Origin of the sequence: Lentibacillus amyloliquefaciens (assembly GCF_001307805.1) — a bacterium.
GTDB lineage: Bacteria > Bacillota > Bacilli > Bacillales > Amphibacillaceae > Lentibacillus > Lentibacillus amyloliquefaciens.
Genome location: NZ_CP013862.1, coordinates 1982533 through 2005512, shown reverse-complemented (window position 1 = coordinate 2005512; position 22980 = coordinate 1982533). Strand labels below are relative to the sequence as shown.

The window sequence follows — 22980 nt, the reverse complement described above, 5'->3', positions numbered from 1 at the left end:
TTAATATTGTGAAGTCAGCTGATACGATATTGAAGCAAGTATTGCCGGCGAGCAAAGAAAAATGTTTGTCAAAGCGATTGAAGCGTTAAATGAATTGTATTGCTGATATTTTCCAAGGGTTTAAAAGTTGTCCGGCGTCATAAAAGATGAGAAAATAGAATATAAAGTATCAGGGTTAATTGAGTATGAAAGTAGTTCTTTAAAAATATATATCGTATGGAAGAATACTCGAGTAATCCTGTTATCTTGGTAGTTCATATGATTTTTTTCTTATATCATTTGTAAACCAGCCGATAAAATGATAATTTTTAAGATGGATATATAATCGTCAGTGGAGTGCAAACATGACACTTCTATGCTGAAACATTAAAATCTATTAATAGAACCTTAATAACTGGAGGTAAGTGACGTGAACATTATAGTAGCTGGAGGAGACGGTTTTTGCGGTTGGCCGACCGCCCTTTATTTATCTAAACAAGGACATGATGTATCCATCATCGATAATATGGTCAGACGTGAGATTGATAATGAACTGCACTCAAACTCGCTCACACCGATTGCAACACTGGAAGAGCGGGTTGAAAAGTGGAAAGAGCTGACCGGTCAGGAGATTCGCGTATACGAAGGTGATCTGACGCATTATGACTTTCTGCGTGAGGTATTAAAACAGGAGAAGCCTGATGCTTTCGCTCATTTTGCTGAACAGCGATCTGCTCCTTATTCGATGATTGACCGTGAGCATACGGTTTACACTCAGACGAATAACGTTGAAGGAACGCTTAATGTGCTGTACGGCATTAAAGAATTAGTGCCGGATTGCCACCTGATCAAGCTTGGAACGATGGGTGAATATGGAACGCCGAATATTCCGATTGAAGAAGGGTATATTGAAATTGAGCATAAAGGCAGAAAAGATGTCCTGCCATATCCGAAACAGCCTGGCTCGTTTTACCATCTTTCCAAAGTGCATGACAGTCATAACATCACATTCGCATGCAAAATCTGGGGTATTAGAGCAACTGACCTGAATCAGGGTGTTGTATACGGATTGGATACTGATGAAACACAAATGGATCCAATGCTGGCAAACCGTCTTGACTACGATGATGTGTTTGGCACAGCATTGAACCGGTTTATTATTCAATCAGCAATCGGTCATGATTTGACAGTATATGGAAAAGGCGGTCAGACACGCGGATTCCTGAACATTCAGGATACCGTCCGGTGTATTGAAATTGCTGCTGAAAACCCGGCTGACAGAGGTGAATTCCGGGTATTCAACCAATTCACCGAGGAATTTTCCGTTGGCGAACTGGCTGAAAAGGTTCAAAAAGTCGCTCAGGAAGAAGGCTATGAAACAACAATTGCTAACCTTGATAATCCAAGGGTTGAACAGGAAGAGCATTTCTTCCAGGCGGAAAACACTAAGCTGCGGGATCTCGGGTTAGAGCCACACTTGCTGAATGATGATGTCATTCGCGAAATTTTCAAGTCGGTCATCAATCATAAAGACCGTGTCATCAAAGAGAATGTCATGCCGCAAGTATCTTGGAAATAAGCAGCTAAGATCAGATCTTTATCCCGCATATAACGGTCAGTAATCCGCTAAAACACGGCGGCCATCTGACCTTAAATGCCCGATTCGTTTATCTAATATTCAACGGGAAAAAGTACCCCGTTGAATGAAGATTCACTTTAACCAAGGAAGTGTAGCCGTTGAAAATTGCCATAATCACAGAAACATTCGTGCCATCAACAGATGGTGTTGTCACAAGGCTTAAAGCATGCATCCGTTATTTTAAGCGGGAAGGGCACGATGTCCGTGTTATAGCACCGGACCTTGGTGTGGATGAATTTGAAGGGGTAAAAATAGAGGGGATTCCAGCTCGGACTCTCCTTCTTTACCGTTCCAAAAAATTCTCACTGCCAAGCCGGAAAGTAAAAAAAATACTTGAAGACTATGATCCCGATGTCGTGCATGTTGTAAATCCGGCGCTTGTCGGAGCGACGGGTGTGCATTACGCAAGAAAACTCGGGTTCCCAATGGTGGCATCGTTCCATACGCAAGTGCCAAAGTATGCGGATTATTACAATCTTCCTATGTTTAAAGGATTTTTATGGTGGTATTTCCGTAAGCTTCATAATCAGGCCGATTTAAACCTTTGTACATCTGAAGCTGTGAAAGAAGAGCTGCTTGAGCAGAACTTTCATAATGTCCGTGTCTGGGAACGCGGTGTTGATACAGAGTTATTTGATCCTGATAACTATGATGAAGACATGCGTGACAAGCTCTCAGATGGTCAAACGGACAAAAAGCTGCTGTTATTTGTCGGAAGGCTGGCACCTGAAAAAGAAATTGAAAAAATTAAATCAGTGCTCGATGCATCAGATGAATTTGTGCTGGCTATTGTCGGGGACGGTCCGCACCGCCAGACGCTTGAGAAACATTTTGCAGGGACCAACACCGTCTTCACCGGATTTATGCATGGTGAAGAGCTTGCCAAGGCATACGCATCATCAGATGTCTTCGTGTTCCCGTCGACCACTGAAACGCTCGGTCTTGTCATAACCGAAGCCATGGCATCAGGTCTGCCGCTTGTTGCAGCCGAAAGCGGGCCGACGTGTGAACAGATTGAAGACAATCGGACCGGATTGCTTTATGATAAGAACAAGCAGGATGATTTTAAGGATACAGTCCTCCGTTTTACGGATGAAACATTGCGCAAACGTTTGGCAAAAGCTGCCCGTAATGATATTGCCGAAATGAGCTGGGATACCCAGTCGAAGCAGGTTCTTGACTATTACAAGGAAATTGTGAGAGTAGAAGATAAAACGTTTAGCCATAATAATATTGATTCATCTGATTTGAAAACGGAAAATAAATAATACGACTAAACTGATACTAATCAACAAGGAATATTAGAGGCGTTCTATGGCACAGACCAAACCAAAAAGAGGCCCTTTGCAATTTCTGCAGTTTGGCGCGATCGGTTTTGCCAATGCAGGGATTGATATTGGGACTTTAAACCTTTTATTAATTTTTTTCCATACTGATGAGCGAGCAATGCTTTTATTATTTAATACGATTGCTTATTCATTAGCTGTCGCCAACAGCTACTTTTGGAATGTAAATATTACCTTCAAGCGTTCGGCGAAGGGAAGCAACCCTCAGCGATTTAAGTTTATCGCCCAGGGAATTGTCAGTCTTGGGGTAAGCAATCTGGTTTTCCTTGGCTTCAATGAATTGCTGGAGCTACTAGGTGTTGCAAATTGGCTACGCTATAATATAGCAAAAGGGCTGGCAATGTTCTTGTCATTCCTCGCCAGCTTTTTCATGGTTAAATATTTCGTCTTTAAAGACTATGGCAAACGATTTATCAAAGAAAATTGAAATGAATGTAAAAAGCTTGGTTACCGCCAAGCTTTTTTTAATACGCCTTTCGTAAATATTGCTGCTTCCAGAATACCCAGGATTCACCACGAACTGACTTGAACGTCCGAATGCATAAAAACCCATTGATAAAGAATCCTATATAGTAGCTGTCAAAACGAATCAGGAGGCTTTTACAATGGGGTTTATGGAGCGGATTAAAAAAGGAAATACATCGTCCGGTATAGCAGCTCTTGGCAATACATTTCTAGCCGGCATCAAAGGGGCTGCCGCTTTCTTTAGCGGGAGCGGGTCGATGTTTGCAACCACGATGCATTCGTTGGCTGATGCTGTCAATCAGGGATTTGTATTTTTTGGAAGTGTGCTGGCTGAATCCCCGCCGTCAGAACGATTTCCGACCGGGTTTGGCAGGGTTATTAATATTTTTTGCATGGTTGCTGTTGTCATCGTCACGATAATGGCATATGAAACGATTAAAGAGGGCTGGAATCTCTTTAATCATCCTTCAGAATCGGGGAACATCTGGTTGAACGTCGGTGTGCTGATAACTTCTCTTGTGGTCGATGGTTTTATTTTAATTAAAGCAATGAAAGAAATTACGAAAGAAACGAACGATGGTCATGATGGCTGGCTATTGACTCGTGCATTTAAAAGTGCCCAGAAAGCTTCCCCTGCCACAAGACTTGTATTTTATGAAGATCTTGTCGCCACTTCAGGTGCAGTATTTGCGCTGATTGGCGTCCTGTTGGCACAGGTTTTCGGGCTGCTTCTCGCGGATGGTATCTTTACAATGCTGATTGGTGTGCTGATGCTGTTTGTCGCTTTCCGGGTCGGTTATGATAATATGGTCGGCCTGATCGGTGTATCTGCTCCGGCGGAAGTCGAGAAAAAGATTTACGAAATGCTTCTGGAAGATGATAAGGTTGTCGATATTTATAAAATGCGCGTTCTTCAGGAAGGGAGAACTTATCATGTTGAGGGAACTATTGAATTGAAAAAAGGCCTTTCGCTTAATGAGGCAGATGATATCAAGTTTGAGCTGACTGATAAATTGCTGCGTTCTTCTGAAGTAGCTGATGTGGTTCTGGGTGTTGTTGAAGATGATGGGAAGAAAATCCAGCAGAAGGAAACAAAAGATTGAGATGAAATATGGCAGCCTGCAAGCAAAACGACCATTTAAATTCATGGCCGTTTTCACCCTGCAATTTAGCTGTTATGAATTTCTCAGATAGTAAGTGAAATCCCGTTTATCACATGTTCAGATTGACCTAGCAAGGATGAATCACGGTCCACATCATAGTTAATCATAACATTTTGCAAAACGTACCAGCCGGCGATTAAAACAATCAGCGTAACAGCAACAACAAGGATTACGGTTTTTTTACCCATAGCATTTTCCCCCTTATTATCCCCGCATGTAATGGACAATAGCCCGCTAAAGAACGGCGGTTAACTGTCCGTAAATGTTCGATTCTGTTTCAACAACATTCAGGGGAATAAAATAAATTCCACTGAATGAAGTTTCGCTTAACCCCTGCCATAAGATTAGCAAAACCGGCAGTGCCTGTAAATGACAGAATCATGTCAATTTCCTACAGCACCGGCAACGTCATAGTCGCTTAGGTCGATCTCCAATTCTTTTCCGAGCGCCAGATTGGCCAATTGATTGCCCACGTAAGGACCGGTTGTAAGACCTGATGAGCCGAGGCCATTTCCGATTAAAAGGCCTTCATAACCGGGGAGCGGGCCGATAACAGGCAAATATCCCGGCGTGTGCGGCCGAAAGCCAATACGTGCCTCCAGTACGGTGCTATTCATTAAACCCGGTGCAATTTCCAATGCTTTGGATAAAATTTCATTCATTCCCCCGGCTGTCACACGGGTATCGAAGCCTACATCTTCGTGGGTAGCGCCAATTATAATCCTGTTATCCCACGTCAGCATGAATTGATCATTTGGGGGCATGACAACCGGCCAGTCAGACGTATCAGCTTCAGGTGACTGCAGGTGCAGAATTTGTGCTTTTTGCAGCGAGCCATTGAAATGAACGTTTAGAGGTTTGAGCAGTTCGTGTGTCCATGCGCCGCATGCTGCAATCACCTGATCTGCTTTAATCGTTTCGCCATTGACGGTCACCCCTGTCACGCGAGTCTGTTCATAATTAAGAGCAGCATTTCCGTTGATCATAACGGCACCATGCTTTTGGGCGCTGTTTACAAGCGCATCCCGCAATGCACGACCGTTGATGCGGGCCCCGCCGCTGACATGAACAGATTCATAACCATCAGCAAGGTAGGGGAATAATGCTTTTGTCTGTTTCACATCAAGAAGTGTCACCTCACCTATTTCCGGGGCATCTTCACGACGTTTCAGTGCGCGGTCTTTCTTTGCTTTAAGCTTCTTTTCATCGGTATGAATGCTGATAGCTCCGGTTTGCAGATAGCCTGTTTCGGTTTCACCGTCATCGGCAAGCTCCTGAATCAGATCCTTATAAATATGCGCTCCGCCTTTTGCCAGCTTATACCATGCTTTATTCCTGCGTTGGGAAAGCCAGGGACAAATGATCCCGGCAGCCGCATCTGTCGCTTGTCCGGCATCGTGACGGTCGACCATCACAACATCCGCACCTGACTTGGCAAGGTGATAGGCACTTGAAGCCCCCAGTATCCCTGTACCGATAACAATAAATCGATTCATTACAAAAACCCTTTCTCATTATCTCTATCCCGCATGTAATGGACAGTAACCCGACAAGGAACGGCGGTTATGTCCCTAAATGTCCGATTCTGTTCAACTATAAGAAAAAATCAGTGAAAAATAAAGCGTGACGTGTTTGCCCCGCTGATAAAAAAACAAGCAGGCGTCAATGTCCGAACGAATTAGATGTGTCCAGCAAGTTATGCACCGGTTCACTCGCAAGATGTTCCGGAATCATTTAAAATATTCAACAGGGAGGTCATTTGAAATGAATGAAAACATGATAGCCAAAGTATTGTTTGTCATCGGTGTTGCACAGATAGCAGCCGGTGTGATCATTGGCTTGATTACGGCAAACATAATAACTTATGGGGTCAGCTGGCCGGTGTTTTTTGCCTGGATGCTGGGCGGCTTTGTGAGCGGCATGCTGTTTATCGGATTTGCTGAAAATATTCGTCTGCTGCATAATATTCATAAAAAAATGCAGCCATTAAATAAAACACCTGATACAAGGCAAGAGCCATCGATTAAAAATCCGCGGCCGGAATGGACATTAGATGAAGCAGACAGAACGAAGATTTATGAACATTATCCAAATGAAACCATTGTTGAGGTTGTTCCTGCGCCTCAAGAAGACTACTGTTTGGTCAGGTTCAAAAGTGATAATGGGTATTATGTAAGGGTTGTTTATACGGGCGGGTTCGGTATAGAAGAAACAAGTGACGCAAAAGTGAGACAATCGATCATTAAATGGTATAACGAGCAGGGCTGAACGCGGATGCTTAAACCGGCTTCATGTTAATATAAAATTGGATTCGATTTGATGTGAGGGGTGTCTTTTTGGCTAAGCGAAAGTTTTTAAAGATGGGTTGGTTCGGATGGACGTTGCTGACAACTGTAACGGTTGTTCTTGTGGTCTCGGCATTATTTTTTATGAATCTATTTAATTTGGGCCCTGTGGCTTTATTCAGTGACAGTGACAATAGCGGCACTGATTCAGAGGATATGTCAGAAGAAACGGTTCAGAAAGTGGAGGAAGTCCGTGAGACGGTCGGGAAAGAAAATCAGGCGATTGGTCAATTTATTTCGGACACACATGATTTTTATAATGAAACAACCGGTTATGGCGGTATGTCATCACTTGATTGGGAGAATCAGCGGGAAAAGGCAAACACCATTCTTGACACGCTTGATGACCAATTGTCAGCTGTGGAAGACGAAACATTGAAACAAGATTTGGAAGAGATTCAGACATTGGCAAATGCTGTTACAGATAGAGAAGAGCCAAATGATGTGCGCTCGCTGCATCGTATGTTTCATGATCTGGACATCGGGCTGAACGATTACAATACATATGATAAAATTTGGCATGTCACTGAAACATTAGAGACAACAAATTAGTGTTCATTCGACATATTTTTATGATAATCTATAAGTTGGAGTAAAGATAATTGAACAAAAGGAGCAATGGAGATGAATAACACGTTAATTTTTGGCCATAAAAGCCCTGATACCGATACAATATGCTCTGCATTGGTATATGCAGATCTTAAAAATGCACTTGGTGAGGAAGCAAAGCCGGCAAGACTCGGTGACATTAGTTCGGAGACGCAATTTGCGCTTGATTACTTTGGCGTAACAGCACCGGAATATATTGAAAAAGTTGATGAGGATGTCGATAATGTTATTTTAGTCGACCATAATGAATTCCAGCAAAGTGTTGATAATATAAACGATGTGCGGATTTCAGAAGTTATCGACCATCATAAAGTGTCCAACTTTGAAACAAAAGAACCGCTTTATTTCCGGGCGGAGCCTGTCGGATGCACAGCTACCATTTTAAATAAAATCTTTAAAGAAAATGAAGTGATTGTTTCCAAAGAAAATGCCGGATTGATGCTGTCGGCAATCATTTCCGATTCATTGCTGTTAAAATCCCCGACATGCACAGCAGAAGATAGAGAAGCGGCTTATGAGCTTGCTGAAATTGCCGGTGTCGACCTTGATACCTATGGCCTTGAGATGCTTAAAGCCGGTGCTGACTTAAGTGATAAAACAGCACTTGATTTGGTAACAATGGATGCAAAAGAATTTACGATGGGTGATTCCAAAGTTCAGGTTGCACAAGTCAATGCAGTGGATACGAACCAGATTTATGCGTCACAGGATGCAATCGAAAAAGAAATTGAAAAGCTTATCAATGACAACAACCTGGAGTTATTCTTGTTTGTTGCGACTGATATTTTAGAAAATGACTCGGATGCTCTGGCATTGGGCCAAGCAAAAGGCAATGTTGAAAAAGCATTCGATGTTAAGCTGGATGAGCACAATCGTGCGCTCTTGAAAGGTGTTGTCTCCCGCAAGAAGCAGATTGTTACGAATCTAAGCGAGCAATTTTAATTAAAAATATTTGCAGCGAAGTTTAAATTATCATCCCACCTTTTTTCTGATATCGGAAGAAAGGTGGGATGATTTCTTGTATCACATATAGGTGAGGAGCCGGACCACGCGAAATCCGGGGAGGACTGTATGTTGCTGTCCCACTCTATCAGCTTTTTTTAATATCAATCCTTTTTTCTGTTACGATATATAGAGGAACGGGGTATTTTTAATGAAAGGCGGTGTTTTATCGTGAAAATTGCTTTTATCTCGGACATTCATGGAAATGCGACTGCTCTGGAATCGGTGTTAGAGGATATTAAAAGAAAAAAAGCAGATAAGATTGTTGTTCTGGGTGATATTTGTTATCGCGGTCCTGAACCGAAAAGGTCCCTTGATATGGTGAGGAAATTGAACACGGAGGTCATCAGAGGAAATGCGGATGACTGGGTTTATCGGGGAATTAAAGAAGGCGAAGTTCCGGATCAGGCTTTGGACATTATGAGAAAAGAACAGCAATGGACGACCAGCCATTTAACTGAAGATGACCTGGATTATTTGGGAAGTTTGCCTTCACAAGTAACCATTGAATTAACAGAAAAGATTAATATCCATGGTTTTCATGCAACACCCGAAAGTCTGTTTGAAGTTGTTCAGCCGACAGATTCAAATAAATCATTGGAAGAAAAATTAATGCGTGAACAGACAGCAAGTATTTTTTTATATGGACATATTCATCTGCCATATGTACGTTATATTAATGGGAAGTGTGTTGCGAACTTGGGAAGTGTCGGACTGCCTTTTGATGGCTTAAATCAAGCCTCTTATTTGATGGCAGAAGGAGATGGAGACCAATTTAATGTAGGTATCCAAAGGGTTCAATATGATGTCGAGAAGGTTAAAAAGCAATTGAAAGAAGCGGACTATCCTAATTTGGAGTTTCTGACCGGTGTGATTGAACGAGGTTCATTTTAACAGGAATATAGAAAAGCTAAAACATCACTAATAAAAATAACATGAAAAATGGCCCCGTTCGTCGATTCTGATGATCGGGGCCATTTTTTGTTGGGTAATTCTACACGCTTATTTTCTTTTCCGCCCGCGAAACAAGCTTCTATTAACTTGTCTCACTTGCGGTACCTGCGTCTTTAGGATGTACGCCATGACGGTAATAATCCATATACTCAGGCTTCATTGGTTTTTGTCCACGGATGATGTCGGCTGCTTTTTCTGCCAACATCAACACCGGTGCATGGATATTTCCATTCGTCGTATGCGGCATAGCAGATGCATCCACTACCCGTACGTTGTCCAAGCCATGAACTTTCATGGTGAGCGGATCTACGACAGCCATCGGATCCGAAGCAGGTCCCATTTTGGCCGTGCAGGATGGATGGAGTGCTGTTTCAGCGTCATTCGCTACCCACCCCAGAATTTCCTCATCTGTTTGGACAGAAGGACCGGGGGAAATTTCACCTGAATTGTAAGGCGCTAACGCCGGCTGGGAGAGGATTTTCCGCGAAACGCGTATTGCTTCGAGCCACTCACGCCGATCCTCTTCGGTAGATAGATAGTTAAATAAGATACTTGGATGCTGAAAAGGATCACGCGAACGTATCTTCAGGCTTCCCCGGGAGTTGGAGTACATCGGTCCAACATGTACCTGGAATCCATGATCCGTATCTGCTTTTTGCCCGTCATATCGAACTGCAAGCGGAAGGAAATGGAACATCAGATTCGGGTAATCAACATCTTCATTCGAACGGACGAAACCGCCGCCTTCAAAATGATTCGACGCTGCCGGGCCGGTACGTCCAAGTAACCATTGGAGGCCGATCCAAGGCATTTTTGCTTTATTTAAGCTGGGTAGTTCCGAAACGGGCTGCGGACAAGCATGCTGAATATACACTTCAAGATGATCTTCAAGGTTTTCACCCACACCCGGCAAGTCAACGACCGGGTTAATGCCAAGTGAGCGTAAATGCTCAGCTTCTCCTACACCGGATAATTGAAGCAGCTGCGGCGTGTTAAATGCACCACCGGAAAGGATCACTTCGCCCGCATTAACATGATATGTTTTGCCATTTTTTTGGTATGTCACGCCGTTGGCCCGCGTACCATCAAAATTGATATTGGTAACAAAAGCACGCGTCTCTACTGTAAGGTTTTTGCGTCGCATAACAGGGCGCAAATAGGCCCCGGAAGCAGACACGCGTCTTCCGTTATGCACATGACTGTCGAATGGACCGAACCCTTCCTGGCGAAAACCATTTACATCAGGTGTCCTTGAGTAACCAGCCTCTACCGCTGCATCAAAAAAGGCTTGAAATAATGGATTCTTTGCGGGACCGCGCTTCAATTTAACTGGACCATGATGGCCGCGGTACTCATCAGATGAATCGGCTCCAAAGGCTGTTTCCAGTCGTTTAAAATACGGCAGGCAATGGGCAAAGTCCCAAGTTTCCATACCGGGGTCAGACCCCCACCGTTCATAGTCCTTCGGGTTGCCGCGCTGGTAAATCATACCGTTGATGGAACTCGAGCCTCCGAGTACTTTCCCCCTGGCATGCGCGACATGACGGCCATTCATATAAGGCTCAGAATCAGTAGAGTAGATCCAATCATAGAAACGATTGCCTGACGGGAACATCAAAGCTGCCGGCATTTGAATAAACAGATCCCATGGATAATCACTGCGCCCCGCTTCCAGAACTAGAACACTGCTCGATTTATCTTGACTTAGACGGTTGCCGAGTATAGAACCCGCACTGCCGCCACCAACAATTACATAGTCGTATGTTTGATTCATCTGTAAAACCTCCTTAAAGTTGTAAATGGAACACAGTGTGCAAAATGACTCGAAAACATTCATTCAAAGCTTCTTCGTTGCGATCATTTTTTGAGTGATAGGAATAGACCCTTCACGAATCTTAATCGAATGTTCTTAACCCATTACTTGTGGATGAACATCTTTTGTCACTCCAACTGTGACATTTAATATTAATTTTATTAAATATCTTCTTAATGTATTAAACAAAATAAATATAACATTGTTTATTAAAATTGTAAAGCTTGAGTTCATTATGATTTACGATGCCTTTATTAAAATTAAAGCAAAAATGCGTCAGGAAAGATGGAAGGGAAGTGCAATGAACTTTTTTCGTAGTTTTGATATTTAGTTTGCATGAGCAAAAATAAAAGATCATCCATACTGTTTTGACTAACATAGATGATCTTCTTTATATTTACTAAACAAACGTTCTCGATTACTGAACACGCTACTTAGAGATTTTTCCTACCCTCCTCTTCCAATGTAAATACTTCTTCAATTGGGAGTTCAAAGTACTTTACAATTTTTAAAGGTCATTCAAGATCCAGTTGCCACTTCTCATCAAAATAAGCATTACCTACAAAAACAATAGGATAGGGTTTCAATACAAAAGGAATATCGTTCATTCGCAGAAATATATATTTAAAGGGGCAGAAAGAACCTTAGTGACCCTCGACATTGCTCGAAAGGAGAAGAGCGCAATTGGGAAGTGAAATGAATCACATGCACGTCTCAGATGTATCATGGGTTTTTGCTGTTGTTATCTTATTTATTTGTGCGTTGCTCGTCTGCCATATTGTTTTTACACTATGGAAGCAACGAGGTCACTTGCATCAACTCAGTGAACAACATAGTACGATTGTTCATTCACTGCCAATGTCTTTAGGAATGATTTCAACAATGACGATTTGTATGGTCATTGGGGCTATCATGAGTCACCATGTAAGTGCAGCCTATATTGCAGGTCTTCTGACTGGCGTTTTTGTCAGTGGTGTTATTAGTTTACCATTCCGGGATGCAATTCCCCTGTTAGATGGGATCGTAGCAGGAACAATGGGTGGATTAATGGGAGTGATGGTTGGCGTCATGATCCCCGAAATCGGACTGTATACCATTGTAATATTATTAACGATATTGTTTACAGTCACTTGGGTAATTATGGATCGGCGCATTCGTAGTCAGCCTGCAGAATAATCCCCTCTGCCCACATATAAAACAATCCTGAACCTGAGGGATAAAGGGGGCAGGCAGGATATGCTCAATTCTTCATCGGCCTGGCAAGAAGATTCCAGAGAATTTTCCATGTTCAAATGTCAAAAACTTCTTTTTCTGCAGTAAAAGCTTTCAAAGCTTGTTCATCAATGTCGTAGCCGATGCCTGGTTTGTTAGATACGGTAATGACACCGTCGTTCACAGTGACTTCCGGTTTGATAATGTCTTTTTTCCAATACAGTGATGACCCGGCAGTATCTCCGGGGAGTGTGAACTGCGGCAGGGTGGCAAGGGCGATGTTATGTGCCCGGCCGACACCGGCTTCCAGCATGCCGCCGCACCATACATCAATCCTATTTTTACGACACAAATCATGAATTTCTTTTGCTTCAGCCAAGCCGCCGACGCGTCCTATCTTTACATTAATAATCCGGCAGCTTTTTAATTCAATGGCTTTGCGTGCATCTTCAGCTGAATGAATGCTTTCATCGAGGCAGACAGGCGTTTGGATGGCAGCCTGTAATTTAGCATGATCAACGATATCATCATGGGCGAGCGGCTGTTCAATCATCATTAAATTGAGTTCGTCAAGTTTTCTTAGCTGATCGATATCATCCAGTGTGTAAGCGGAGTTGGCATCTGCCATGATCGGCGTATTCGGGAATTGATTCCTTACTTCCTTGAGCACATCATAATCCCAGCCTGGCTTTATTTTGATTTTAATCCGTTTATAGCCCTGCTTAATATGATGGCCGACTTTTTCCAGCAAATCATTCACTGTTGGCTGGATACCGAGACTGATACCAACTTCAATCTTCTGTTTCGTGCCGCCGAGCGCTCTGGCAAGGGTAATACCATGCTGTTTGGCATAGAGATCCCAAATAGCGCCTTCCACGGCTGCTTTTGCCATATTATTGCGTTTGATCGGTTTGAACAGTTCCCGGACTTCGCTGGGGTGGCGGATTTCATTATCCTGGAGCAATTTGATTAAGAAATCGTTGATCATATGTTTGTTTGTTTCAACCGTTTCTTCCGTGTACCACGGGCTGGTGAAGGCTACTGATTCGCCAAACCCTCTGTTGCCGCGGTCATCAGCTGCTTCGGTAATGAAAAAGTCTTTATCCTGCATCGTTCCAAAGCTGGTGGTGAAAGGGTTTTTCAAGTTCATATTAAGTCGTCTTAGCGTGATTGATGTAATAGGCATTGCCATGCGTATAACCTCCTGTTGTTTATCCCACATGTAAGGAGGGGGGACAAAAGAGTTTTCGTTGAAGAAAATCCGAACTAACGAAGTAAGGGGGGAGTGCAAATTACCCGCTCCGGAAATATACTTCGCTTTTCGCGGGCGGTTGGTGAGCCTCCTCGGGCTGGCGCCCTACGGGGTCTCACCTATGCCTCTCATCCCGCAGAAGTCTCCGTATATTTCCTCCGCTAAAACATCGCTTCGTTTGGGCCTGCATGACGCAGGTCTCGGGAGGCGTTGCAACGGACGTTGCGGATTTAGCCTCTGTTCCCTTCACCAAGTGGAGAAAAGCACTCCACTGAATGAAGTTTCACTTTAAATGTATCATGGTTCCGTTATTCTCACAATTATTCATTGAATTGAATCGGGCATCTCAAGATTGAAAATTTTCGGCAATTATGGCATAGTAACGTTGTATGACAATTGAATTCTAAATGTTGTAGGGGGACCGGTGTTGCCGGTTGAGACTGCATCCGTTAAGATGCTGACCCTTGGAACCTGATCTGGCTGAAACCAGCGTAGGGAACACTGAATTGTTTATGATTACAATGTGTGTATTCTGATACGCTCCGGACCTTGAGCCCGGAGCGTTTTTAATTTCCCAGGGAATTTACACCAGTGCTCACTGGTGCGTCCTTCAGGTTGCAAGGCGTATTGCCCTCTGCAGCATGAAAAACGAAAAGGGGGAGGAACACATGCGACGATTGTTAACAATGCTTTTCTTCGTGGCAGTAATGGCGGCACTGCTAATGGCGTGCAGTGAGAATGGAGAAAGCACCGGAGAAAGCGGGGATAAAGAGCAGCTGTCCTTTGTGCTTGATTGGACGCCAAATACGAACCATACAGGGATTTATGTTGCTCAAGCGAACGGTTATTTTGCTGATGAAGGACTTGATGTTGAGATTATGATGCCCGGTGAGGCAGGTGCAGATCAGATTGTAGCGTCCGGTGAGGCATCATTTGGCATCGGGGCTCAAGAAAGTCTGACAGAAGCACGTGTCCAGGAGATTCCGCTCGTCTCAATTGGTGCTGTCATCCAGCATAACACCTCAGGGTTTGCATCGCTGAAAGAAGAAAATATCACCTCGCCGGAAGATTTTGAAGGAAAAACATACGGCGGTTGGGGAGCGCCCGTTGAAAAGGCAGTACTGTCTTCTTTGATGCAGCAGAAGGATGCTGACGTCGAAAAAGTCGATATCGTTAATATGGGCGATACGGATTTTTTTACCGCTGTCCAACGGGATATTGATTTTGCCTGGATTTACTATGCATGGACAGGTGTTCAGGCAGAAATGCGCGGTCAGGAACTGAACATGATGTATTTGACGGATTACTCGGAAAAACTGGATTATTACACACCGGTTATCACGACAAATGAAACGATGATTGCCGACAATCCGGAAACTGTACGCAAATTTATGGCTGCTGTTTCAAAGGGTTATGAGTTTGCCGCCGATAATCCTGGAAAAGCCGCTGATATTTTGATTGAAGCAGTCCCGGACCTTGATCCTGAGCTTGTTAAGAAAAGTCAGGAATGGCTATCGCCAAAATATCAGGATGATGCTGATAAATGGGGTGTGCAGAAGAAAGAAGTCTGGGAGAATTATGCTGAATGGATGTACGAGAATGATTTGCTTGATGAGCGGTTGGAAGCAGAGAAGGCGTTTACGAATGAATTTTTGCCGGAATAGCGCAATGTTGAGCAAATCAGTTAAACAGAGAAGGAGTGAAGCTATATGAATCAATCATTAGTCAGTATTCAAATCATCCCGAAAACAAAACAAGGTGAAGATGTCATTCCATATGTCGATGCTGCTATTGACGTCATTGAAAAGTCAGGCGTGACGTACGAGGTGCACCCGCTGGAAACAACTATGGAAGGCGAGCTGTCCGAACTTCTCGCTGTCATTGAAAGGATGAACGCGCGTATGTTGGAGCTGGGCAGTGAAAGCATCATTTCCCAGGTAAAAATTCTTCATACTGAAGGCGGTGCGTCTATGGATAAGCTGACGGAGAAATATCGTTAATGAAACAGTTACTGCAAAAAGGATGGAAACCGGTTCTGGTTCTCATCCTTTTGGTCATTGTCTGGGAAGTTTCGACCCGTATTTTCCAAGTGCCTTCATGGCTGCTCCCGGCTCCTTCATTGATTGTCCAGACAGGTGTTGAAGATTGGCTGAACTATCAGCACCATATTGTCTCAACCGTGCGTCTGACTTTAATCGGATTTGTGATTGGGAGTTCAGCGGGGATTGTTATAGCAGCAGTTTTACATTTAATTCCCTCTTTTCGTGAAGCGTTGTATCCGCTATTAATTATTTCGCAAAATATCCCCGTTATCGTTCTAGCGCCGCTGCTTGTTGTATGGTTTGGCTTTGGCATGTTGCCGAAGATTATCATTATTGCATTGGTATGCTTTTTCCCGATTGCCGTCTCAGCGCTTGAAGGATTCAGGCAGACGGATCGTGATCTGCTTCACTACATGAAAATGGCCGGTGCCGGCAAACAACAAGTGTTTTGGAAATTGGAATGGCCAAGCGCGTTGCCGTATGTTTTTTCAGGCTTGAAGATTTCAGCGACCTATAGTGTGATGGGGGCTGTTATATCCGAATGGCTCGGGGCAAATAATGGCATCGGCGTTTATATGACAATGGCTTCATCCTCTTTCAGAACAGATCGGGTCTTTGTAGCGATTATATTCGTTATCATTTTAAGCATGCTGTTTTTCGCACTTATCATGCTGGCTGAGAAGAAGATTATCAAGTGGAAGCGGAAAGGGGATGAATGACGTATGGGCGAGCTCAATATTCAGCACATTTCCAAATCATATGGAAACCACCAGGTGTTGGCCGATGTGGATTTCACGGTAAATGAAGGTGAGTTTGTTTCCGTACTGGGGCCTTCAGGCAGCGGGAAAAGCACCTTATTCCATTTAATCGGAGGTATCCTTGAGCCTGATGCCGGTGAAATCTGGCTGGAAGGTGACAAGATTAACGGCAAGCGCGGATCAATCAGTTACACACCACAAACGCCGTCGCTAATGCCATGGCGAAGTATTTTGAAAAATGTCATGCTCGGCGGTGAAATACAAGGGAAAATGGATAAAGAAAGCGCGATGGAACTGATTGAATACGCCGGACTCGCCGGTTATGAAGATGCCTATCCGTTTGAATTATCCGGCGGTATGAAACAGCGTGTTGCGTTTATTCGAAGCCTATTGAGCCCACAGCCGCTGATTTGCCTTGACGAACCTTTTTCAGCACTGGACGAATTTACCCGACTGGAGATGCAAAAATGGCTGCTGTCCATCTGGCAGGGACATCATCGCTCGATCTTGTTTGTTACGCATAATATTGAAGAAGCGATTTATTTATCTGACAGAATTATCGTATTGTCTCAGTCGCCTGCATCCGTTAAAGAAATTTTCACGATTCCATTCAGCCGCCCACGGGATGAGGGGCTGTTTTTGACAGCAGAATTCCTTGAATGGAAAAAAACAATTTACCGGGAGCTTGGTAATGATGTCTAAAAAGATTGTTGATGCCCATATTCATCTTGATATGTATAAGCCGGATGAGCGCTTCGGCATTCTTCGTGACATGGAAGCGAACGATGTAGATGCTTTGATTGCTGTTTCCAATCATCTGGCTTCAGCTCAGGAGACCATCCGGCTGGCTCATGCCGACAATCGCGTTAAACCGGCGTTTGGCTTTCATCCGGAACAGCCGCTTCCAACTGATGAAGAAGTCGGTGATTTGCTTGCGATGATTGAACGAGACAGCGACAGGGTTGTGGCAGTCGGTGAAGTCGGACTGCCGTATTATTTGCGGCGGGAAGGGGAGATGACATCCCGGGAGCGGGAGGCTTATGTGCACGTTTTAGAGGCATTCATACGAAATGCTGCCGAATTGAATAAACCGGTTGCGCTCCATGCCATTTATGATGATGCGCCTGAGGTGATCGATCTTTTGGAAAAGCATTCACTATCCAAAGCTCATTTTCATTGGTTTAAAGGTGATTCCAAGACAATGCAGCGGATGATGCGCAACGGCTACTTCATTTCTGTGACGCCGGATATTTTATATGAAGCAGAAACCAGAGAGTTGGTCAGACAATTTCCGCTCGATAAAATAATGGTTGAAACAGATGGTCCGTGGCCGTTTGAAGGCCCGTTTAAAGGGAAAATGACACATCCTCATATGATCCACCGGTCCGCTCGTGAAATAGCAGTTTTAAAAGGAATACCGGATGAGGACGTTTATCACCGGCTTTATGATAACACGATTCATTTCTATGGGATATGACTGTTGTTTTACAGGGCCTGGTGTTACGATAAAGGTACGATTAAATTCGAAGGAGCAGTGTTTGATGGTCAAAAAAGTAGCGTTATCTTTCAGCGGCGGAAAGGACAGTTGCCTGGCATTTTATTATTTGCAGAAGCAGGGGCTGCAAGTGGCTTGCCTGCTGACGACGGTCTGGAAAGAGAGCGGGGATACGGTTGCCCATAATGAAAAGCGCGAGCGTGTTTTGAATCAGGCGGACCGGCTTAGCATTCCGGTGCATTTTATCGAGACGGATTTTCATACATACACGAATGATTTTGTTTTTATGTTAGGCAGTATGAAGGAACGGTATGGTATTGATGGGGCCGCGTTTGGCGATATTTACCTTGAGGGACATCGCAGTTGGGGTGAGCAGGTGGCGCAAAAAGCTGGTGTTGAGCCTGTTTATCCTTTATGGCGAGATCAGGCGGAAGTTTTGGAATTGCTGCATGAATTTGTAGATACAGGCTTTAAGGCAGAAGTCATCAAAGTTGATGCGGAAAAGCTGCCCGATAGCTGGGCCGGCCGCCGAATTGACAGTAGCTTTATTGACGATATTTTAAAATATGAGAATGTTTGCCCCATGGGTGAATCCGGTGAATATCATACGTACGTGCACGATGGACCGATCTTCGGAGGGGAGTGAATATCATGAAAGTGTTGGCGGTCACTGGCTATAAACCAATGGAGGTTAATATCTTCAAACATGATGACGAACGCATCGATATCATTAAAGCAGCAATTGAAAAGCGGCTGATCAGCTTTATTGAAGAAGGTCTGGAATGGGTGCTTATTTCCGGGAAAATGGGTGTGGAGCTTTGGGCTGGCGAAGTGGCACTTGGATTGCGGAACCAGTATGGCGTGAAGCTTGCCCTCATTCCGCCATTTGAGAATCAGGAAGAACGCTGGCCGGAGCCGATTCAGCAGATCTATGAGAAACTGACGGCGGCCGCTGACTTTTACAGGCCGCTTTATAAAGGTGGCTACAGCGGGCCTTATCAATATCGGGCAAGCAACAAGTGGCTGATCGAGAAAAGCGGTGGCTGTTTGATGCTGCTTGACGAGGAATTTACCGGCAGCAATCGTTATTTTTATGACGAAGCAACACAAGCTGAATCCCCGATTTATGTGATTACCCCGGCTGACCTTGAGGACATGGTTGAGGAAATGCGGATGACCAATCCGGATTATTGGGGGTGAAGGTGGGTGGGGGCTCAAGTTCACACTGAATTCGCTAAAGTTCACAATTAAAATGATAAAGTTCACAAATTAACTAAAAAAGCAGGACTTTTAAAAGATTTGTCGAAATAATAATTGGACACTAAAACTAAATAAGAAAGGTTGTGCCTTATTGTATATCAAGCCTCTTGAAATTCCCCGGCATATTCTCGCTGCACAGGCGCTGGACGTGCGAATCCCAGCTTCTCACCTCTTTAAAGAAAAAATAAGTAAACGTGCCGCTAATTTACTTTCCGGTTATAAAGGCGAAAATGCTATGCGATACCATCTGCAGTTCTTGCCTGAAGATGATTTTCTGATTTTCCACTACATCAGGCTTCCCGATGAGTATAAGCACTTTCAAATTGACTTTTTGCTGCTGTCCCGCTGGTTCTATCTGATCATCGAGGTTAAGAATATTTATGACAACATAAATTTTGACGATTTAGGACAGACTTACCGGAAAATTGACGACAATGTAGAAGTCTTCACAAACCCCGTTGAACAAATCAATCTTCAGTATAGGAGACTTTTGAGCTGGCTCAGCAAGTATGACCTTCCTTCTGTCCCCATCGAAAAAATTGTTGTCTATAGCCGTGATGACACCTACCTGCGAAACCTCAACAACGATAAACGCATTTCAGATATCGTCATGCACCGCGATAAAGTCCTTTCCAAAGTCGATTCTTTTATAGATAAACATCAAACGCCACGTATATCTGAACAACAGCTGCTCGATCTTTCCTGGCATTTACTCAATGAACATGTGCCTGAAAAAGATGGCGGAATGGATCAATTTAATGTGAATTATGATGATTTAATAAAAGGCGTCCTCTGTCCTGACTGCGGGACTGTGCCAATGCAGTGGAAAAGCGGGAAGTGGTGGTGTGATTTTTGCGGTTGCACTTCAAAAACAGCTCATCGCCAGGCGCTGATGGATTATGCTCTGCTGGTGGGGGAGCATATTAATAATCGGCAGGCGCGGGATTTTTTGCGGGTAGGGTCCAGCTATATAGCTAAAGATATACTTCAAAAGGAAAACTTTGAAAAAATAGGTAGTACCAGTGGTAGAAAATATAGGATTGATCTGGAGAATTTATTTAAATCCCGAAGTTGGAAGCAAAAAGCCCGAAGTTCACACCAGAAATCCCGAAGTTCACAGTGATTTCCCCGAAGTTCACATGGAAAATCCCGAAGTTCACATCTTCAGTCCGGCCAATCAATCAAAAAAGCAACTTGACGTCGTGCCAAGCTGCTCTTTAGTCATATAGCTCTTCAAGGTAGGGCTTTAAAACCAATTAACGGGTTCAGGCTTCAGGTTTTGGAAAATATGCTTGGTTTCCTGATATTCTTCCAGGCCTGTTTTGCCGAGTTCGCGGCCGATGCCGGATTGTTTATAGCCACCCCATGGCGCATGCGGGAAGTACAGATTTACGTCGTTGATCCAGACAGTTCCCATCCGCATTTTCGCTACACAGCGCTCAGCCTTGGCAATATCATTTGTAAAGACACCGCCGGAAAGCCCATAAATGGAGTCGTTGGCAAGACGAACCGCTTCTTCTTCAGTCGTGAATTTTTCCACGGTAATAACCGGACCGAAGCCTTCATCCTGCACAACGCCCATGTCAGTCGTACAGTCAGTCAACACTGTCGGCAGGTAGAAAAAGCCATTTTGCAGTTCCGGATCTTCCGGACGCCTGCCGCCGACAGCAACCGTTGCGCCTTCTTTTTTACCGTTCTCCACGTATTGAATAACTTTATTTAAATGGTCTTTTGAAATGAGCGGTCCCATTTGAGTTGATTCGTCAAAACCGCTGCCAAGCTTGATATTCTTTACACGGTCGACAAGCGCACTGACAAAATCATCGTGAATGCTTTCTTCAATAATCAAACGGGTGCCCGCTGAACAAATTTGTCCGGCATGGAAGAACACCGCGTTCATCGCCTGGTCGACAGCTGTTTCGAAATCAGCATCGGCAAAAACGATATTCGGATTTTTACCGCCCAGTTCGAGTGCCAGATTTTTCACATTGGAACTGGCTGCCTGCATAATCCGCTTGCCTGTTTCAATACCGCCTGTGAATGAAATCAGATCGACATCATCATTAACTGAAAGTTCCGCACCAACGGAATTGCCGGGACCGAGCACCAGATTGACAACGCCTGCCGGAACACCGGCTTCTTCCATTAATTCAAATACTTTAATAGAAGTAAGCGGTGTAATTTCGCTTGGCTTCATGACAAGTGTGTTGCCTGCTGCCAGTGCCGGCGCCAGCTTCCATGACGCCTGCAGCAATGGATAGTTCCACGGCGTAATCTGACCACAGACACCGACCGGCTCATGGACCACTCTGCTGGTTGAATTCGGAATAGGCGATTCAATGATTTCGCCACCGTCTTTGTCAGCCATTTCAGCAAAATAACGGAAGACACCGGCGATATCGTCCATGTCTCCGCGGCTTTCTTCAACGGTTTTACCGGTATCCAATGATTCAAGCTCGGCAAGTTCTTCTCTGTCCCGTTCAATTAAGTCAGCAATTTTATGGACGATTTTACCGCGTTCTGTCGCAGGTGTTGTTGCCCAATCGCCCTTGTCAAACGCTTTTCGTGCTGCAGCAATTGCAGCTTTTGCATCCGTTTCATCACTCTCGGTTACTTTAGCGATGACTTCCTGATTGAAAGGATTAATAATGTCGCGGGTGGCATTCGATCTGGATGTCACCCATGCGTCATCGATCAATTGTTTTTTTATGTTCATCGTAAACCACCTTTACAAATGATTAATTTTATTAAAAATTTATTTAACGTTTTGAACAAATCTGACTTTACCATGCTATTTTTTGTTTGTCAAAAAGAAACATTCAGATGTTTATCCCGCCTTAACGCGTAGCAAGCCCGCTACTTCAATTTTAAATCAAGGTTTTCAAAATTATTTTTCTGTGCATGGGCGCGGGATCACCAAGATAAAAGCTGCTTTGAAGGTGCAGTTATCAAAGCACCAAACTTAAGGAAAAATAAATAATTTCATTTTGATATTTGACATATTTCTATATTTCGTTATGATTAATATTGTAAAGAATATATTTAACGTATTTAATTTATTAAAAGCGAGGTGACATTATGACTGGTTCCAACGATGGGATGGCGAAGGAGAAATTGGAACAGGCAAAAGGATACGTTATAGAAGCCATTGCTGAAACAATGGATGTCTATGGAGTGACACCTGCTGCCGGTAAATTATATGCCACTATGTATTTTGAAGATCAGATGAATCTTGATGAAATGCGGGAAGAACTGGATATGAGCAAACCGAGCATGAGCACAAGTGTCCGAAAACTCCAGGAAATTGAAATGGTAAAAAAGAAATTCCAGCGTGGATCAAGGAAACATACATATGCGGCTGAAAAGAATTTTTTCAATACATTTATGTCCTATTTCTGTCAAATGTGGGATCGTGAAGCCAAAATGAACCTTGAAGCTGTTAAACAAGCTGAATTTGAATTGGATCAGATTTTTGAAGATGAGGATGTTTCGGATGACTTAGTAGACGAAGCACGAAAGATCTATCATCAGCTTGATCAGTCCAAAACGTATTACCGTTGGCTGGAACGTTTGGTGGCAAGTATCCGGTCAGAAGAAATTTATGAATTTTTGCCAGTACATCCAGAAAACAAGAACAATTAGGAGG

23 protein-coding genes and 1 riboswitch are annotated in these 22980 nt (G+C 43.8%); of the genes, 18 read left to right on the top strand and 5 right to left on the bottom strand.

Annotation, left to right across the window (positions count from 1 at the left end):
- The first annotated feature begins 409 nt into the window (after positions 1 to 409).
- The 4 genes from AOX59_RS09995 (at position 410) to AOX59_RS09980 (ending at position 4532) form a co-directional block, all read left to right on the top strand.
- On the top strand, positions 410 to 1558 hold the full coding sequence (locus AOX59_RS09995; RefSeq protein ID WP_068445202.1) for an NAD-dependent epimerase/dehydratase family protein: 1149 nt from the start codon (positions 410 to 412) through the stop codon (positions 1556 to 1558).
- 158 nt (positions 1559 to 1716) lie between these two features.
- A complete protein-coding gene (locus AOX59_RS09990) occupies positions 1717 to 2886 on the top strand; it encodes a glycosyltransferase family 4 protein (RefSeq protein WP_068445200.1) in 1170 nt (389 codons plus the stop codon).
- Positions 2887 to 2932: 46 nt separating this feature from the next.
- Positions 2933 to 3391, top strand: coding sequence for a GtrA family protein (locus tag AOX59_RS09985; protein WP_068445198.1), 459 nt, complete (start codon positions 2933 to 2935; stop codon positions 3389 to 3391).
- A 178-nt stretch (positions 3392 to 3569) separates the two neighbouring features.
- The gene (locus AOX59_RS09980; RefSeq protein ID WP_068445196.1) at positions 3570 to 4532 is read left to right on the top strand and encodes a cation diffusion facilitator family transporter; all 963 of its coding nucleotides are present in this window, start codon (positions 3570 to 3572) and stop codon (positions 4530 to 4532) included.
- An 83-nt stretch (positions 4533 to 4615) separates the two neighbouring features.
- Here the strand turns inward: AOX59_RS09980 and AOX59_RS19660 are convergent, their stop codons facing one another.
- Positions 4616 to 4780, bottom strand: a complete 165-nt coding sequence (locus AOX59_RS19660) for a hypothetical protein (protein ID WP_156418677.1) — start codon at positions 4778 to 4780, stop codon at positions 4616 to 4618.
- A gap of 195 nt (positions 4781 to 4975) precedes the next feature.
- Positions 4976 to 6088, bottom strand: a complete 1113-nt coding sequence (locus AOX59_RS09975; RefSeq protein ID WP_068445194.1) for an NAD(P)/FAD-dependent oxidoreductase — start codon at positions 6086 to 6088, stop codon at positions 4976 to 4978.
- A gap of 268 nt (positions 6089 to 6356) precedes the next feature.
- Between AOX59_RS09975 and AOX59_RS09970 the strand changes: the two genes are divergently transcribed.
- The 4 genes from AOX59_RS09970 to AOX59_RS09955 all read left to right on the top strand — a co-directional run bounded on the left by AOX59_RS09970 (position 6357) and on the right by AOX59_RS09955 (position 9442).
- Positions 6357 to 6860, top strand: a complete 504-nt coding sequence (locus tag AOX59_RS09970; RefSeq protein WP_068445192.1) for a hypothetical protein — start codon at positions 6357 to 6359, stop codon at positions 6858 to 6860.
- A gap of 68 nt (positions 6861 to 6928) precedes the next feature.
- On the top strand, positions 6929 to 7489 hold the full coding sequence (locus AOX59_RS09965; RefSeq protein WP_068445190.1) for a hypothetical protein: 561 nt from the start codon (positions 6929 to 6931) through the stop codon (positions 7487 to 7489).
- A gap of 72 nt (positions 7490 to 7561) precedes the next feature.
- On the top strand, positions 7562 to 8488 hold the full coding sequence (locus tag AOX59_RS09960) for a manganese-dependent inorganic pyrophosphatase (RefSeq protein ID WP_068445188.1): 927 nt from the start codon (positions 7562 to 7564) through the stop codon (positions 8486 to 8488).
- Between the two features lie 231 nt (positions 8489 to 8719).
- Positions 8720 to 9442 (top strand): metallophosphoesterase family protein, encoded by a 723-nt coding sequence (locus AOX59_RS09955; RefSeq protein ID WP_068445185.1) that lies wholly within the window; start codon positions 8720 to 8722, stop codon positions 9440 to 9442.
- Between the two features lie 142 nt (positions 9443 to 9584).
- On the opposite strand, the gene betA is transcribed toward AOX59_RS09955, so the two are convergent.
- Positions 9585 to 11276: a choline dehydrogenase gene (gene betA, locus AOX59_RS09950; protein ID WP_068445183.1), complete on the bottom strand. Its 1692-nt coding sequence runs from the start codon at positions 11274 to 11276 to the stop codon at positions 9585 to 9587.
- A 699-nt stretch (positions 11277 to 11975) separates the two neighbouring features.
- Here betA and AOX59_RS09940 point away from each other — a divergent pair.
- Positions 11976 to 12491, top strand: a complete 516-nt coding sequence (locus AOX59_RS09940; protein WP_237049243.1) for a hypothetical protein — start codon at positions 11976 to 11978, stop codon at positions 12489 to 12491.
- A gap of 112 nt (positions 12492 to 12603) precedes the next feature.
- On the opposite strand, the gene menC is transcribed toward AOX59_RS09940, so the two are convergent.
- On the bottom strand, positions 12604 to 13713 hold the full coding sequence (gene menC / locus AOX59_RS09935; RefSeq protein WP_068448260.1) for an o-succinylbenzoate synthase: 1110 nt from the start codon (positions 13711 to 13713) through the stop codon (positions 12604 to 12606).
- Positions 13714 to 14183: 470 nt separating this feature from the next.
- A riboswitch (TPP riboswitch) is annotated at positions 14184 to 14294 on the top strand.
- 153 nt (positions 14295 to 14447) lie between these two features.
- Here menC and AOX59_RS09930 point away from each other — a divergent pair.
- From AOX59_RS09930 to AOX59_RS09895, 8 genes are all read left to right on the top strand, one after another.
- Entirely contained in the window at positions 14448 to 15443 is a 996-nt protein-coding gene (locus AOX59_RS09930) for an ABC transporter substrate-binding protein (protein WP_179946398.1), read from the top strand.
- A gap of 45 nt (positions 15444 to 15488) precedes the next feature.
- The gene (locus AOX59_RS09925; RefSeq protein ID WP_068445178.1) at positions 15489 to 15779 is read left to right on the top strand and encodes a thiamine-binding protein; all 291 of its coding nucleotides are present in this window, start codon (positions 15489 to 15491) and stop codon (positions 15777 to 15779) included.
- A complete protein-coding gene (locus tag AOX59_RS09920; protein WP_068445175.1) occupies positions 15779 to 16540 on the top strand; it encodes an ABC transporter permease in 762 nt (253 codons plus the stop codon). The genes AOX59_RS09925 and AOX59_RS09920 overlap by 1 nt, the downstream gene beginning before the upstream one ends.
- A 3-nt stretch (positions 16541 to 16543) precedes the next feature.
- The gene (locus AOX59_RS09915; RefSeq protein WP_068445174.1) at positions 16544 to 17281 is read left to right on the top strand and encodes an ABC transporter ATP-binding protein; all 738 of its coding nucleotides are present in this window, start codon (positions 16544 to 16546) and stop codon (positions 17279 to 17281) included.
- Complete coding sequence (locus AOX59_RS09910) at positions 17271 to 18056, top strand: TatD family hydrolase (protein WP_335338737.1); 786 nt, start codon at positions 17271 to 17273, stop codon at positions 18054 to 18056. Before AOX59_RS09915 ends, AOX59_RS09910 begins: the two co-directional genes overlap by 11 nt.
- Before the next feature lie 64 nt (positions 18057 to 18120).
- Positions 18121 to 18720 carry a Dph6-related ATP pyrophosphatase gene (locus AOX59_RS09905; RefSeq protein WP_068445171.1) on the top strand — a complete coding sequence of 200 codons (600 nt, stop codon included), beginning with the start codon at positions 18121 to 18123 and terminating at the stop codon, positions 18718 to 18720.
- A gap of 5 nt (positions 18721 to 18725) precedes the next feature.
- A complete protein-coding gene (locus AOX59_RS09900; protein WP_068445169.1) occupies positions 18726 to 19274 on the top strand; it encodes an SLOG family protein in 549 nt (182 codons plus the stop codon).
- Positions 19275 to 19425: 151 nt separating this feature from the next.
- Entirely contained in the window at positions 19426 to 20457 is a 1032-nt protein-coding gene (locus AOX59_RS09895) for a nuclease-related domain-containing protein (protein WP_068445167.1), read from the top strand.
- 123 nt (positions 20458 to 20580) lie between these two features.
- On the opposite strand, the gene betB is transcribed toward AOX59_RS09895, so the two are convergent.
- Positions 20581 to 22050: a betaine-aldehyde dehydrogenase gene (gene betB, locus AOX59_RS09890; RefSeq protein WP_068445163.1), complete on the bottom strand. Its 1470-nt coding sequence runs from the start codon at positions 22048 to 22050 to the stop codon at positions 20581 to 20583.
- A gap of 362 nt (positions 22051 to 22412) precedes the next feature.
- Between betB and cudC the strand changes: the two genes are divergently transcribed.
- A complete protein-coding gene (gene cudC / locus AOX59_RS09885; RefSeq protein WP_068445160.1) occupies positions 22413 to 22976 on the top strand; it encodes a choline uptake/conversion transcriptional regulator CudC in 564 nt (187 codons plus the stop codon).
- Positions 22977 to 22980: the final 4 nt, after the last annotated feature.

Excerpts from the sequence above, each read along its gene's own strand:
- AOX59_RS09985 (WP_068445198.1), top strand. The coding sequence starts at position 2,933 with ATGGCACAGACCAAACCAAAAAGAGGCCCTTTGCAATTTCTGCAGTTT.
- AOX59_RS09980 (WP_068445196.1), top strand. The coding sequence starts at position 3,570 with ATGGGGTTTATGGAGCGGATTAAAAAAGGAAATACATCGTCCGGTATA.
- AOX59_RS19660 (WP_156418677.1), bottom strand. The coding sequence starts at position 4,780 with ATGGGTAAAAAAACCGTAATCCTTGTTGTTGCTGTTACGCTGATTGTT.
- AOX59_RS09975 (WP_068445194.1), bottom strand. The coding sequence starts at position 6,088 with ATGAATCGATTTATTGTTATCGGTACAGGGATACTGGGGGCTTCAAGT.
- AOX59_RS09970 (WP_068445192.1), top strand. The coding sequence starts at position 6,357 with ATGAATGAAAACATGATAGCCAAAGTATTGTTTGTCATCGGTGTTGCA.
- AOX59_RS09960 (WP_068445188.1), top strand. The coding sequence starts at position 7,562 with ATGAATAACACGTTAATTTTTGGCCATAAAAGCCCTGATACCGATACA.
- betA (WP_068445183.1), bottom strand. The coding sequence starts at position 11,276 with ATGAATCAAACATACGACTATGTAATTGTTGGTGGCGGCAGTGCGGGT.
- menC (WP_068448260.1), bottom strand. The coding sequence starts at position 13,713 with ATGCCTATTACATCAATCACGCTAAGACGACTTAATATGAACTTGAAA.
- AOX59_RS09930 (WP_179946398.1), top strand. The coding sequence starts at position 14,448 with ATGCGACGATTGTTAACAATGCTTTTCTTCGTGGCAGTAATGGCGGCA.
- AOX59_RS09925 (WP_068445178.1), top strand. The coding sequence starts at position 15,489 with ATGAATCAATCATTAGTCAGTATTCAAATCATCCCGAAAACAAAACAA.
- AOX59_RS09920 (WP_068445175.1), top strand. The coding sequence starts at position 15,779 with ATGAAACAGTTACTGCAAAAAGGATGGAAACCGGTTCTGGTTCTCATC.
- AOX59_RS09915 (WP_068445174.1), top strand. The coding sequence starts at position 16,544 with ATGGGCGAGCTCAATATTCAGCACATTTCCAAATCATATGGAAACCAC.
- AOX59_RS09910 (WP_335338737.1), top strand. The coding sequence starts at position 17,271 with ATGATGTCTAAAAAGATTGTTGATGCCCATATTCATCTTGATATGTAT.
- AOX59_RS09905 (WP_068445171.1), top strand. The coding sequence starts at position 18,121 with ATGGTCAAAAAAGTAGCGTTATCTTTCAGCGGCGGAAAGGACAGTTGC.
- AOX59_RS09900 (WP_068445169.1), top strand. The coding sequence starts at position 18,726 with ATGAAAGTGTTGGCGGTCACTGGCTATAAACCAATGGAGGTTAATATC.
- betB (WP_068445163.1), bottom strand. The coding sequence starts at position 22,050 with ATGAACATAAAAAAACAATTGATCGATGACGCATGGGTGACATCCAGA.
- cudC (WP_068445160.1), top strand. The coding sequence starts at position 22,413 with ATGACTGGTTCCAACGATGGGATGGCGAAGGAGAAATTGGAACAGGCA.